This window comes from Bradyrhizobium sp. 6(2017), assembly GCF_011058295.2.
Taxonomy (GTDB): Bacteria; Pseudomonadota; Alphaproteobacteria; order Rhizobiales; family Xanthobacteraceae; genus Bradyrhizobium; species Bradyrhizobium septentrionale.
The window spans coordinates 5,941,720-5,956,376 of record NZ_CP049289.2; the positions used below are offsets into that span (position 1 = coordinate 5,941,720).

The 14,657-nt window shown below is 63.5% G+C and carries 6 protein-coding genes; all 6 read right to left on the reverse strand.

Going from position 1 to position 14,657, the window contains the following annotated elements:
- Window positions 1-16: 16 nt before the first annotated feature.
- The 6 genes from G6P99_RS28050 to rplJ all read right to left on the reverse strand — a co-directional run bounded on the left by G6P99_RS28050 (window position 17) and on the right by rplJ (window position 14,367).
- A complete protein-coding gene (locus G6P99_RS28050) occupies window positions 17-2,059 on the reverse strand; it encodes an ABC transporter ATP-binding protein (protein ID WP_029081775.1) in 2,043 nt (680 codons plus the stop codon).
- Between the two features lie 224 nt (window positions 2,060-2,283).
- Window positions 2,284-4,344 carry an FAD-dependent oxidoreductase gene (locus G6P99_RS28055; protein WP_165124126.1) on the reverse strand — a complete coding sequence of 687 codons (2,061 nt, stop codon included), beginning with the start codon at window positions 4,342-4,344 and terminating at the stop codon, window positions 2,284-2,286.
- A gap of 182 nt (window positions 4,345-4,526) precedes the next feature.
- Entirely contained in the window at window positions 4,527-8,729 is a 4,203-nt protein-coding gene (gene rpoC, locus G6P99_RS28060; RefSeq protein WP_165124129.1) for a DNA-directed RNA polymerase subunit beta', read from the reverse strand.
- Between the two features lie 127 nt (window positions 8,730-8,856).
- A complete protein-coding gene (rpoB, locus tag G6P99_RS28065; protein WP_029081778.1) occupies window positions 8,857-12,975 on the reverse strand; it encodes a DNA-directed RNA polymerase subunit beta in 4,119 nt (1,372 codons plus the stop codon).
- A 441-nt stretch (window positions 12,976-13,416) separates the two neighbouring features.
- Window positions 13,417-13,794, reverse strand: a complete 378-nt coding sequence (rplL, locus tag G6P99_RS28070; RefSeq protein WP_029081779.1) for a 50S ribosomal protein L7/L12 — start codon at window positions 13,792-13,794, stop codon at window positions 13,417-13,419.
- A gap of 54 nt (window positions 13,795-13,848) precedes the next feature.
- A complete protein-coding gene (gene rplJ, locus G6P99_RS28075; protein WP_029081780.1) occupies window positions 13,849-14,367 on the reverse strand; it encodes a 50S ribosomal protein L10 in 519 nt (172 codons plus the stop codon).
- Window positions 14,368-14,657: the final 290 nt, after the last annotated feature.

Genomic DNA, 14,657 nt, shown 5'->3' on the forward strand with positions numbered 1-14,657 from the left:
CAAGGCGGCGTGGGCGTCACGCCTCCTCGTCTTCGCCCTCATCCTCCTCGTCGTCATCGTCATCGTCGTCCGCGTCGTCGTCATCCTCGTCGTCTGTGCCGTGATGTCCCTGGTCGTCCCACAGCTTGCGGTAGACGCCGTTCCTGGCCAGCAGCTCCTCGTGCGAGCCGCGCTCGATCGCCCTGCCGCTTGATATCACGATGATCTCGTCCATCTCGACCACCGACGTCAGGCGGTGGGTCGACCAGATCATGGTGCGGCCCTCGGCGACCTTGAGCAGCGTGCGGTTGATCGCCGCTTCCGTGGTCTGGTCGAGCGCCGAGGTCGCCTCGTCGAGCAGCAACACGGACGGGTTGCGGATGATCGCGCGCGCGATCGCGATGCGCTGGCGCTGGCCGCCCGACAAGGTATCGCCGCGCTCGCCGACCGGCGTGTCGTAGCGCTGCGGCAGGCCCATGATGTAGCGATGGATCTCGGCCTTCCTGGCGGCGTCCTCGACCTCGGCATCGGTCGCGCCTTCCTTGCCGAGCCGGATGTTCTCGCGGATCGACATGTTGAACAGCATGTTCTCCTGGAACACGACCGCCATGCTCGCCCGCAGCGATTCGCGCGTCACCCGGCGGATGTCGACGCCGTCGATCGCGACACGGCCCTCGTCCGGCACGTAGAGCCGCAGGATCAGGTTAATCAGCGTGCTCTTGCCGGAGCCGCTGGGACCCACGATCGCTATGCTCTTGCCGGCATTGAGCTTGAGGCTGAGATTGTCGAGCACCGGCGTCTGCGCCCCCTCATACTGGAAGGTGACGCGGTCGAATGAGATGTCGTTGGTGATCCGCGGCAGATCCGGCGCGCCGGGACGATCGGCGCCGCGGGTCGGCTCGTCGAGCAGTTCCTGGATGTGCCGCACCGCCGCCGCCGACGAGATCGATACCGGAATGAAGTGCATCAGATGGGCGATGTTGTACGACACCTCCCAGAACGCGCTCTCGAAGGTCACGAAGGTGCCTACCGTGATCTGCCCCTTGGTCGCGAGATAGGCGCCGATCGCCAGCACCACGAGGTGAAGCAGCAGCACCGAGATGGTGACGGTGCGCTCCACCATGGTCGACAGGAACATCGCCGAGGCGGCCTTGGCGCGGACGTCGCGGTTGCGCATCGTGAACCAGCCGAGCGCCCGGCGCTGCAGGTTGAACGCTTTGACCACCGCCTGGGCGGCGACGTTCTCCTGCACCATTCCGAGCAGCGCCGCCTCGTTCTGCTTCTGCTCGTAATTGGCCTGCACCGCCTTCGGCGTCAGGATGCGCGGCCCGATCAGCGTGATCGGAAACACCAGCAAGGCGACCGCGGCGAGCTGCCAGTTCAGGAACAGCATCAGGATGATGCCGGCGACCAGCTCAAAGCCCGGCAGCGCCGCGCTGTTGGCGAAGGTCTTGATCGAGCCCTCGAAGGCCGACAGATCAATCGAGAAGCGCGACAGGATCTCGCCGCGCTTGGTGCGTGCGAAATAGGCCGACGGCAGGTTCTGGACGTGGTCGAAGATACGGGTCCGCACATCGGCAATGATGCCGGCGGCAAGCCGCGCATCCCAGCGCTCGTACCAGACCGCGATGATCGAGGTGACGATGCCGGCCACCGCGAGCACGCCGAGAATCTTGTAGAGGGCTCCGAAATCCTCCTCGCCGAGGGCGTCGTCGATCAGGAATTTGAGGCTGAGCGGCATGATGACGTTGAACAACGTCTCGACCAGCACGCCGATGGCGACGAAGGCGAAAGGCTTCTTGTAGTCCGCCAGGATCGGCCTGACGAAGCCGAAGATCGTAGAAAGCGCGCCGGCGGCTTCCTTGGCGGTGAAGACGACGAGGTCCTCGTCATCATCATCGTCATCGAGCTCAAGCTCGTCGTCCTCATCCTCCTCGTCATCATCATCCGGCGCCGCGGCCGCTTTCGCGGAAGCCGCCGCCGCAGGCAGACCGGTCACGATGACGGGCTTCTTCTTCAGCTCGGGATCGCCGGCATCGGCCCGACTTGGATCGTCTGATGCAGGAGGTTTAGGCGCCATGAAACCAACCGATGCTCCACGGCCGGCATGACCGCAAAATCGAAACCGCAGCGGCGACGCTGCGGCGGCGATCCTAAGCGATCAGGATGCATTCGGCAAAGCGTTTGCAACGATCGCTGCGTGTTCGCACCGCCCGTCGATTCGGGATCGGAGCCATGCCGCCGTTTGACAGTTGTCTGACGCAAGGTGGCCGCCTTGCGCCGAATGCCCGCTCGTCGCTGCCGCTAGTCGTCGAGGTCGGCCTCGACCTTGTCGAAGAACGAATAGCGCAGGCTGTCGGAGTCGGCGTACCACTGCCCCGGCCCCTTGTTGGCGCCCAGCGTCAGCGCCCACAGCTGGTCGGTGCAATCGCGGCGGTGCATCGACAGGTCGAAGCCGTTGCCGAAGAACAATTCAGACCACTCCCACCAGGTGCCGAGCTTCTTCACCCCGCGCAGCAGGTCGTAGCGATCGATCACCGCCGGCGCCATGTCCGAGGTCACCGACGCGAACACGAGGCCGGTCTTGACCACGCGGTTGAGCTCGCGCACCGCGCGCACCACCTGCTTCTCGCCGAGATGGCACAGCGAGGTCTCGAACACGAAGTCGAACTCATTGGCCTTGAACGGCAGGTCGGCGATCGAGCCGAGCTTGTTGTACTTCTTCAGCGCCTTTTGCGTCTTGCCGTGGATGTAGCGGTTGTTCTCGATGCCCCAGGCATCGATGCCGCGCTCGCGCAGCGCGCCGACCAGCTCGCCGCTGGCGGAGCCGGCGATCAGGAGCTTGTAGCCCTTCGCCCTGCCCCACACCGTCTTGATCAGGTCGGTCAGATAGGCCGGGTCGGTGAAGTTGCGCCAGGCTTCGCTGTAGGGGCCGGCGCCGCGATAATTGCCGAAATAGCCGCGGTCGATCTTGTCGGAGACCTCGGCGCTTTCCTGCGCGCGGGCGCGCCGCAATCGCATCATCTCGGTGACGACGATGTCGGTCGCCGCATCGGAGGAATCGAGCAGCCCGTTCAGCGTCGAATCGAACAGATAGTCGCCGACCACCACGATGCCGGGATGCTCCTTCGGCTCGGGACGGTGGTTGGTCATGACGTCGCGCACCGGCAGGCCGCCCGGCAGCGCGTTGACCGACGACAGCCAGCGATGGATCTTGCCTTCGAGGAAATGCGCGCGGGCATCGCCGAGCGAGGCCGGCAGCGACTTCAGCGCGGCATCGAACAGTTCCTGGTCGCTGAGATTGGCGAAGGCGAGCGCGTCGGAGCCCGCGATCAGCCAGTTCAGCACGCCGTGCTTGCCGACGTCGTGGCGCGCGCCCTCATTGTAGACGCAGCAGCCGCCGAACGCTTCCGACATGAACCAGGCGCCCGGGACCTTCTCGCCCCAGAACGGCTCGTCGAACAGGATCGAGACGCGCAGATAGTGCGCGGGCCGGTCGAAATAGGCGACGTGCTTGACCATCGACTTGCGCAGCTGCTCGCCGTCCCAGCGCATGGTCGCGAGCCAGGAGTGCGGCAGGCAGACCAGCACGAGGTCGAAGTCGCGCGTCTCCGGCCCCTTGCCGTTCATCATGTTGAGCTGGTAGCGGCCGCTTGCGGTCTTGCCGACCTTGAGAACGCGATGGTTGAGCTGGATGTCGGCGTTGACCTCCGAGCGCAGGCAATCGATCAGCTGCTCGTTGCCGTTCTGGATCGAATACAGGCCGATATAGCCGTCGACGTCCATCACGTAGTTCTTCAGCGCGTTGAGGCCGTTGGTGTTGTGGCTCTCGGTCGCGATGTCGGAGCGCGCCATCACCTTGAAGAAGCGCCTGGCGGTCGCGTCGTCGACCTCCTCGTCGAGGATCTGCTCGGCGGTCTTGTAGGCCCAGGGGTGCTCGTTGTCGTGGGCGCCGATCCCCTCGTAATATTCGTGCGGCGACACCATGTCGCTGCAGCGCTTGCGGAACGCCTCGATCGCGGCCGCGGTCTTCGCGCCGTATTTGCGGCGCATGCCCGGCACGTCGGCGAGCAGTTCGCCGTCGAGCTGGACCTGCTCGGCATCCATCGGGATCGTCTGCAGGCCGAAATGCTGGATCAACTCGCGCAGCGGGTCGGGTCCCGTCATCGAGTAATCGTAGATCTCGGCAACGCCGGCCTCGTACATCGCAGGCGCGGTGTCGAATTTGCGCGTGACGATCTTGCCGCCGAGTCGGTTCGACGCCTCGAAGATGGTGACGCGGCAGAGATCGCCGAGTTTGCGTTTCAGATACCAGGCGCTCATCAGCCCCCCGGGGCCGCCGCCTACGATAGCCAAGTCGAGCATATGGATTCCGTCGTCTCCGGCACGAGCCAAACAGCCGGTGTCTAAGTCACCTTAGCAAAAGCACTTTTTTGCCTGAAGGAAAGATGAACAAACTGCGTCCCTGCACCGCAGCAGGGAAAGAAAGCAGCAAAAAGGCCGGCAAAACGCCGGCCTTCTCGCCATTACCGTAGTCTTGCGGATGCCTATTCCGCGGGCGGCAGCGCCAGCGGCTCCGCTTCCGGAGCCGTCGGCACGATCGCCGCCTGCTGCTTCTCGCGCTCGTCGAGGATCAGCTTGTCGCGCTTGACCGCGACTTCGCGGATCCGCGCCATCGAGGCGCCGGTGCCGGCCGGGATCAGGCGGCCGACAATGACGTTCTCCTTGAGGCCTTCGAGCGGGTCCACCTTGCCGTTGACGGCAGCTTCGGTGAGCACGCGCGTGGTCTCCTGGAACGACGCCGCCGAGAAGAACGAGCGGGTCTGCAAGCTCGCCTTGGTGATGCCGAGCAGAACCGGCGTACCCGTGGCGGGCTTCTTGCCCTCCTCCTTGGCCTTGGTGTTGAGCGCGTCGAACTCGATCTTGTCGACCTGCTCGCCCGAGATCATGTCGGTGTCGCCCTGGTCGGTGACTTCGACCTTCTGCAGCATCTGACGGACAATCACCTCGATGTGCTTGTCGTTGATGAGCACGCCCTGCAACCGGTAGACCTCCTGGATTTCGTTGACCAGATAGGCAGCGAGTTCCTCGATGCCCTTGATCGCCAGGATGTCGTGCGGCGCCGGATTGCCTTCGACGATGAAATCGCCCTTTTCGACGATGTCGCCGTCCTGAAGGTGGATGTGCTTGCCCTTCGGGATCAGGTACTCGCGCGGCTCCTCGGTCTTGTCCATCGGCTCGATCGAGATGCGGCGCTTGTTCTTGTAGTCGCGGCCAAAGCGGATCGTTCCCGCCGTTTCCGCGATGATCGCCGCGTCCTTCGGCTTGCGAGCCTCGAACAGTTCCGCCACCCGCGGCAGACCGCCGGTGATGTCACGCGTCTTGGCGCTCTCGGTCGAGATACGCGCCAGGATGTCGCCGGGCATGATCTTCGCGCCGATGTCGACCGACAGAATGGCGTCGACCGACAGCATGTAGCGGGCATCGCCGCCACGCGCGAGCTTCAGCACCTTGCCGTCCTTGCCCTTGACCACGATGGCCGGGCGCAGGTCCGAACCGCCGCGCGTCGTGCGCCAGTCGATGACCACGCGCTTGGCGATACCGGTGGACTCGTCGAGCGTTTCCGAGATCGACTGGCCTTCGACCAGATCCTCGAAACCGATCGTACCCTCGACTTCGCTCAGCACCGGGCGGGTATAGGGGTCCCACTCGGCGATGCGCTGGCCGCGCTTGACCGTGTCGCCTTCGTCGACGTGCATCTTCGAACCGTACTGAATACGGTGGGTTGCACGCTCGGTGCCGTCGGCATCGACGATCGCAATGACCATGTTGCGCACCATCGCGACCAGATTGCCTTCGCTATTGCGGGCGATGGCCTTGTTCCGGATCACGATCTTGCCGTCAAAGTTCGATTCGACGAACGACTGCTCGTTGAGCTGCGCCGCGCCGCCGATGTGGAACGTGCGCATCGTCAGCTGCGTACCGGGCTCACCGATCGACTGCGCCGCGATGACGCCGACGGCCTCACCGTGGTTGACCGGGGTGCCGCGGGCCAGATCGCGGCCGTAGCACTTGGCGCAGATGCCGTTGATCAGCTCGCAGGTCAGCGCCGAGCGGATCTTCACTTCCTGGATGCCGGCCTGCTGGATCGCGTCGACATGGGTCTCCTCCATCAACGTGTCACGCTTGATGACAATCTCGTTGGTGGCGGGATCGCGCACGTCATCGCAGGCCGTGCGGCCCAGGATGCGCGAGCCGAGCGAGGCGACCACGGTGCCGGCATCGACGATGGCGCGCATCTTGATGCCGAGCTTGGTGCCGCAATCGGTCTGCGTGATGATGCAGTCCTGCGCGACGTCGACCAGACGGCGGGTCAAATAGCCCGAGTTCGCGGTCTTCAACGCGGTGTCCGCGAGACCCTTGCGGGCGCCGTGGGTCGAGTTGAAGTACTCGAGCACCGACAGACCTTCCTTGAAGTTGGAAATGATCGGCGTCTCGATGATCTCGCCCGACGGCTTGGCCATCAGGCCGCGCATGCCGGCGAGCTGGCGCATCTGCGCCGGCGAACCACGCGCACCGGAGTGCGCCATCATGTAGATCGAGTTGATGTCGGCATCCGCCCCCGCCGCCGTCTTCTTGGTGGAGGAGATCTCCTTCATCATCGCCTTGGCGACTTCTTCACCGGCCTTCGACCAGGCGTCGACGACCTTGTTGTACTTCTCGCCATGGGTGATCAGGCCGTCATTGTACTGCTGCTCGAAATCCTTCGCCAGCGTACGGGTCTGGTCCACGATCTTCCACTTCGACGCCGGCACGACCATGTCGTCCTTGCCGAACGAGATGCCCGCCTTGAAGGCGTTGTAGAAGCCGAGCGCCATGATCCGGTCGCAGAAGATCACGGTCTCCTTCTGACCGCAGTGACGGTAGACCTGGTCGATCACGCCGGAGATCTCGCGCTTGGTCATCAGCTTGTTGATGATGTCGTACGAGATCTTGGTGCTCTTCGGCAGCAGATTGCCGAGCATGACGCGGCCGGCGGTGGTCTCGATCCAGCGCTTGGACAGCTTGCCTTCCTCGTCGAGGCCTTCCCACCGGTACTTGATCTTGGTGTGGAGGTGGATGACCTTCGAATGCAGGGCGTGCTCGAGCTCGGCCATGTCGCCGAAGATCTTGCCCTCGCCGGGCAGGCCTTCGCGCATGATCGAGACGTAGTAGAGGCCGAGCACGATGTCCTGCGACGGCACGATGATCGGCTGGCCGTTCGCCGGATGCAGGATGTTGTTGGTCGACATCATCAGGACGCGCGCTTCCAGCTGCGCTTCGAGCGACAGCGGAACGTGCACGGCCATCTGGTCGCCGTCGAAGTCGGCGTTGAAGGCGGCGCAGACCAGCGGGTGCAGCTGGATCGCCTTGCCTTCGATCAGCACCGGCTCGAACGCCTGGATGCCCAGGCGATGCAGCGTCGGCGCGCGGTTGAGCAGCACCGGATGCTCGCGGATCACCTCATCGAGGATATCCCAGACCTCCGGACGCTCCTTCTCGACCAGCTTCTTGGCCTGCTTCACCGTGGTGGACAGGCCCTTGGCGTCGAGCCGCGAATAGATGAACGGCTTGAACAGCTCGAGCGCCATCTTCTTCGGCAGGCCGCACTGGTGCAGGCGCAGCTCGGGACCGACCACGATCACCGAACGGCCCGAATAGTCGACGCGCTTGCCGAGCAGGTTCTGGCGGAACCGGCCCTGCTTGCCCTTCAGCATGTCGGCGAGCGACTTCAGCGGGCGCTTGTTGGCGCCCGTGATGACGCGGCCGCGTCGGCCGTTGTCGAACAGCGCGTCGACGGCCTCCTGCAGCATGCGCTTTTCGTTGCGGATGATGATATCGGGCGCACGCAGCTCCATCAGCCGCTTCAAGCGGTTGTTGCGGTTGATGACGCGGCGATACAGGTCGTTGAGGTCGGAAGTCGCGAACCGGCCGCCGTCGAGCGGCACCAGCGGACGCAGGTCCGGCGGAATCACCGGCACGACCGTCATGATCATCCATTCCGGCTTGTTGCCGGAGACGCGGAAGGCCTCGACGATCTTCAGACGCTTGGCGAGCTTCTTGTGCTTGATGTCGGAGTCGGTCTCCGCCATGTCGGCGCGCAACGTCGCCTCGAGCTTCTCGAGCTCGAGACCCTTGAGCAGCTCGCGGATCGCCTCGGCGCCGATCATGGCGGTGAAGCTGTCCTGGCCGTACTCGTCCTGCGCCTTCAGATACTCGTCTTCCGACAGCAGCTGACGGTCCTTCAGCGCGGTGAGACCCGGCTCGAGAACGACGTAATATTCGAAGTAGAGGATCCGCTCGAGATCCTTCAGCGTCATGTCGAGCAAGAGGCCAATGCGCGACGGCAGCGACTTCAGGAACCAGATGTGGGCGACCGGCGCCGCCAGCTCGATATGGCCCATGCGCTCGCGGCGGACGCGCGACAGCGTCACCTCAACCGAGCACTTCTCGCAGATGATGCCCTTGTACTTCATCCGCTTGTACTTGCCGCACAGGCACTCGTAGTCCTTGATCGGCCCGAAGATGCGCGCGCAGAACAGGCCGTCACGCTCCGGCTTGAAGGTGCGGTAGTTGATGGTCTCCGGCTTCTTGATCTCGCCGTACGACCAGGACAGAATCTTCTCCGGAGACGCGATCGAAATCCGGATCTGGTCGAAGACCTGAGCCGGCGTCGTCGGATTGAAAAGATTCATAATCTCTTGATTCATGGTCTTCTCCTCGCGTGCCGATCGTCACCGGCAGCAAATTCGAAACTTTTATTCAGCGCGCGCCCCGTCCAACGTCCGAGCGGAGTGCGAAGGCCCGGCGCGTTTTGCGCCGGGCATGATCACTGCGTTACTCGGCCGCTTCCGACGTCGTTCCCGGTCCCACCTTGGAATTGTGCAGGTCGACGTTGAGGCCGAGCGAGCGCATTTCCTTGACCAGCACGTTGAACGATTCCGGAATACCGGCCTCGAAGGTGTCGTCGCCGCGCACGATCGCCTCGTACACCTTGGTACGGCCGGCGACGTCGTCCGACTTCACGGTCAGCATCTCCTGCAGCGTGTAGGCGGCGCCGTAGGCTTCCAGCGCCCAGACCTCCATTTCGCCGAAGCGCTGGCCGCCGAACTGCGCCTTGCCGCCCAGCGGCTGCTGGGTGACGAGCGAGTACGGACCGATCGAACGCGCGTGGATCTTGTCGTCCACGAGATGGTGCAGCTTGAGCATGTAGATGTAGCCCATCGTCACCTTGCGATCGAACTGATCGCCGGTGCGGCCGTCATAGACGGTCGACTGGCCGGAGGCGTCGAAGCCGGCAAGCTTCAGCATCTCCTCGATGTCGGCCTCCTTGGCGCCGTCGAACACCGGCGTTGCGATCGGCACGCCGTGGCTCAGATTGCGGCCGAGCTCGACCAGCTCGTTGTCGTTCAGCGACTTGATGGTTTCATCCTCGCCATAGATCTTCTTCAAGGTCTCGCGCAGCGGCTTGAGATCCTGCTTCTGATAGTAGGCGTCGATGGTCTGGCCGATGCGCTTGCCGAGGCCGGCGCAGGCCCAACCGAGATGGGTCTCAAGAATCTGACCGACGTTCATGCGCGAAGGCACGCCGAGCGGATTGAGCACGATGTCGGCATGCGTACCGTCCTCGAGGAACGGCATGTCCTCGATCGGCACGATCTTCGACACCACGCCCTTGTTGCCGTGACGGCCGGCCATCTTGTCGCCGGGCTGGATCTTGCGCTTCACCGCGACGAAGACCTTGACCATCTTCATCACGCCGGGCGGCAGCTCGTCGCCACGCTGCAGCTTCTCGACCTTGTCGAGGAAGCGCTGCTCGAGGCCCTTCTTCGACTCGTCGTACTGCTTCCGCATGGCCTCGATCTCGGCCATCAGCTTGTCGTTCGGCGAGGCGAACAGCCACCACTGCGACTTCGGATACTCGTCGAGCACCGCACGGGTGATCTTGGTATCCTTCTTGAAGCCCTTCGGGCCGGCGATGCCCTGGCGGTTCTCCAGCAGCTCGGCGAGGCGGTTGTAGACGTTGCGGTCCAGGATCGCCTGCTCGTCGTCGCGGTCCTTGGCAAGACGCTCGATCTCTTCCCGCTCGATCGCCAGCGCACGCTCGTCCTTGTCGACGCCGTGGCGGTTGAACACGCGGACTTCCACGATGGTGCCCTGCACGCCCGGAGGCACGCGCAGCGAGGTATCGCGGACGTCGGAGGCCTTCTCGCCGAAGATGGCGCGCAAGAGCTTCTCTTCGGGCGTCATCGGGCTCTCGCCCTTCGGCGTGATCTTGCCGACCAGGATGTCACCGGCGCGGACTTCCGCACCGATGTAGACGATACCGGCTTCGTCGAGGTTCTTCAGCGCTTCCTCCGAGACGTTCGGAATGTCGCGGGTGATTTCCTCAGGGCCGAGCTTGGTGTCGCGTGCCATCACCTCGAATTCTTCGATATGAATCGAGGTGAAGACGTCGTCCTTCACGATCCGCTCGGAGAGCAGGATCGAGTCTTCGAAGTTGTAGCCGTTCCACGGCATGAACGCGACCAGCACGTTGCGGCCGAGCGCGAGCTCGCCGAGATCGGTCGACGGACCGTCAGCGATGATGTCGCCCTTCTTGACGATGTCGCCGACCTTCACCAGCGGACGCTGGTTGATGCAGGTCGACTGGTTGGAGCGCTGGTACTTCATCAGCCGGTAGATATCGACGCCCGACTTGGTCGGATCGAGATCCTCGGTGGCGCGGATCACGACGCGGGTGGCGTCGATCTGGTCGATCACGCCCGAGCGGCGCGCGGCAATCGCCGCGCCCGAGTCACGGGCGACCACGCCTTCCATGCCGGTGCCGACGAACGGCGCCTCGGCGCGAACCAGCGGCACCGCCTGGCGCTGCATGTTCGAGCCCATCAGCGCGCGGTTGGCGTCGTCGTTCTCGAGGAACGGGATCAGCGCCGCGGCGACCGAAACCAGCTGCTTCGGCGACACGTCCATGTAGTCGACCTTGTCCGGCGTCACCGGCAGCACTTCGCCGGCATGACGGCAGACCACCAGATCGTCGGTGAAGCGGCCCTTGGCATCGAGCGGCACGTTGGCCTGCGCGACGCGGTAGCGGCCCTCTTCCATCGCCGACAGATAGACCACCTCGTCGGTGACCCGGCCGTCCTTAATCTTGCGGTACGGCGTCTCGACGAAGCCGTACTTGTTGACGCGCGCGAACGTCGCCAGCGAGTTGATCAGGCCGATGTTCGGACCTTCCGGCGTCTCGATCGGGCAGATACGGCCGTAATGGGTCGGATGCACGTCGCGGACTTCGAAGCCGGCACGCTCGCGGGTCAGACCGCCCGGGCCAAGCGCCGACAGGCGCCGCTTGTGGGTGATTTCCGACAGCGGGTTGGTCTGGTCCATGAACTGCGACAGCTGCGAGGAGCCGAAGAACTCACGCACCGCGGCAGCCGCCGGCTTGGCGTTGATCAGGTCCTGCGGCATCACGGTGTCGATATCGACGCTCGACATGCGCTCCTTGATCGCGCGCTCCATGCGGAGCAGGCCGATCCGGTACTGGTTCTCCATGAGCTCGCCGACCGAGCGCACCCGGCGGTTGCCGAGGTGGTCGATGTCGTCGATCTCGCCCTTGCCGTCACGCAGATCGACCAGCGTCTTGATGACAGCCAGGATGTCTTCCTTGCGCAGCGTGCGATGGGTGTCGGGCGCATCGAGCTCGAGGCGCATGTTCATCTTGACGCGGCCGACCGCGGACAGGTCATAACGCTCACTGTCGAAGAACAGCGACTGGAACATGGATTGCGCCGAATCCAGCGTCGGCGGCTCGCCCGGACGCATCACGCGGTAGATGTCGAACAGCGCGTCCTCACGCGTCAGGTTCTTGTCGGCCGACAGCGTGTTGCGGATATAGGCACCAACATTGACGTGGTCGATGTCGAGCAGCGGCAGGTCCTTGTAGCCTTGCTCGTTGAGCACCTTGAGCGACTTCTCGGTGATCTCCTCGCCGGCTTCGGCGTAGATTTCACCGGTCTTCGGGTTGACGAGATCCTCGGCGAGATAGTTGCCGACCAGTTCCGCGTCGGACATCCGCAGCGCCTTGAGGCCCTTTTCCTGCATCTGGCGCGCGCTGCGCACGGTCAGCTTCTTGCCGGCCTCGAGCACCACCTTGCCGGTGTCGGCGTCGATCAGGTCGTTGATCGTGCTGTAACCGCGGAAGCGGTTGGCGTCGAACGGCACGCGCCAGCCTTCCTTGGTCCGCTTGTAGGTGATCTTCTTGTAGAAGGTCGACAGGATCTGCTCGCCGTCGAGACCGAGCGCATACATCAGCGAGGTCACGGGCAGCTTGCGGCGGCGGTCGATGCGCGCGAACACGATGTCCTTGGCGTCGAACTCGATGTCGAGCCAGGAACCGCGATAGGGAATCACGCGCGCGGCAAACAACAGTTTGCCGGACGAATGGGTCTTGCCCTTGTCGTGGTCGAAGAACACGCCGGGCGAACGGTGCATCTGCGAGACGATCACGCGCTCGGTGCCGTTGACCACGAAGGTGCCGTTCATCGTCATGAGCGGGATATCGCCCATGTAGACGTCCTGCTCCTTGATGTCCTTGACCGACTTGGCGCCGGTTTCCTCGTCGATATCGAACACGATGAGGCGCAGCGTCACCTTGAGCGGCGCAGCGAAGGTCATGCCGCGCTGGCGGCACTCGTCGACGTCATATTTCGGCTGTTCGAACTCGTAGCGGACGAACTCGAGCATCGAGGTGCCCGAGAAGTCCGAGATCGGGAACACCGAGCGGAACACCGCCTGCAGGCCCTCATCGAGGCGACCGCCGGCCGGCTCGTCAACCATCAGGAACTGGTCATAGGACGCCTTCTGAACCTCGATGAGGTTCGGCATCTCGGCGACTTCCTTGATGTGACCGAAAAACTTGCGTACGCGTTTGCGACCGGTGAATGTCTGCTGCGCCATCGTGGCCTCTCATTTTCGTCGCCTTTGTGGGGCGAACCTTCCGGGAGCGACTGCCATCGGCCCCGGGTTGAATTTTCGAATCGTCCCGAAGGAACGAAGCGCAAGGTCAGGAATTAAATCCCCAGCCCGGCCCCTATTTCCTCCAAAACGCAAAACGACGCGCGGGGCGCATCACTGCACCCGCTCGTCCAAACGCTCCGCTTTACGGACTGAAAAAGCCCGAAATCTGACTGTCTCCCAACGGCTTACGCCGAGAACCCTGCCGTTCTCGCCGCCGACCGTGTTTTTTTGCTGCCAACCCGATATGGGAAGGCAATAAAGGAGATTCGAGGGTTAAGTCCACGGATCCCCACACTTTCTTGTGTCCGGCGCGTCCGCGACAAGCCGCCGCACGCCGTTTGCATGGCCCGGGAGCGCCCTGCGGCGCTCCCGGATCGTGCATTACTTGAGCTCGACCTTGGCGCCAGCCTTCTCGAGCTGGGCCTTGACCTTCTCGGCCTCGTCCTTGTTGACGCCTTCCTTGACGGGCTTCGGAGCGCCTTCGACGAGGTCCTTGGCTTCCTTCAGGCCCAGGCCGGTGATGGCGCGGACTTCCTTGATGACTTCGATCTTCTTGTCGCCGGCAGCAGCCAGCACGACAGTGAACTCGGTCTTCTCTTCAGCCGGAGCAGCGGCAGCACCGCCACCGGCCGGGCCGGCCACCGCAACGGCGGCAGCGGCGGAGACGCCCCACTTTTCCTCGAGGAGCTTGGCCAGTTCGGCCGCTTCGAGCACGGTGAGGCTCGAGAGGTCGTCGACGATTTTCTGCAAGTCAGCCATTGATCTGTTTCCTTAAACGTTTGGTTCGAACCAGGTTTTGAGATTAGCGAAGGGTCAGGCCGCTTCGCTCTTTGAGGCATGAGCCTGAATGACGCGTGCGAGCTTGGCCGCAGGCGCGTTCGAGAGCTGAGCGAGCTTGGTCGCCGGCGCTACGAGGAGGCCCACGATCTTGCTGCGCAGTTCGTCGAGTGACGGCAGTGAGGCAAGCGCCTTCACGCTGTCGACATTCAGGACGGTCTTACCCATCGAGCCGCCAAGGATGACGAACTTTTCGTTCGCCTTGGCGAATTCGACGGCAACCTTTGGCGCCGCGACCGGATCGTTTGAAGTAGCGATCACAGTCGGCCCCTTCAGCAGGGAACCGATGGCAGCGACGTCAGTGCCTTCAAGAGCAATTTTGGCGAGACGGTTCTTCGAGACCTTCACCGACGCACCCGCCTGCTTCATCTGCATGCGCAGCTTCTGCATCTGGGCCACGGTGAGGCCGGAATAGTGAGCGACGATCGCAACGCTCGTGGCCTTGAAGGCCTCGTTGAGCTGTCCGACCGCCTCTTTTTTTGCCGCTCGTTCCACAGCAAGCTCTTTCCGGTTGGCGGCCTTATCCGCGAAGGCAGGACCGCCGGGTTGCACCCATCGTCCCGCCCTAAACCTGATCCTGGGGGCGCAAGACCCTTCGGACATGCCGGGCAAGACGACATCTAGAAGCCTGCCCTCCCAAAGCCTTGCGGCCATGGGCTGTCGAGGTTCGAACCAAACCCAGCCTCCCAGCCGCGACCAGGCCGCGACGTGGAGCACAAAATCCGGTCTTCACCCGTCTATGCAGGCCATGCGATTAAGCCGTTGAAAACACGAAGTTCTCGCGG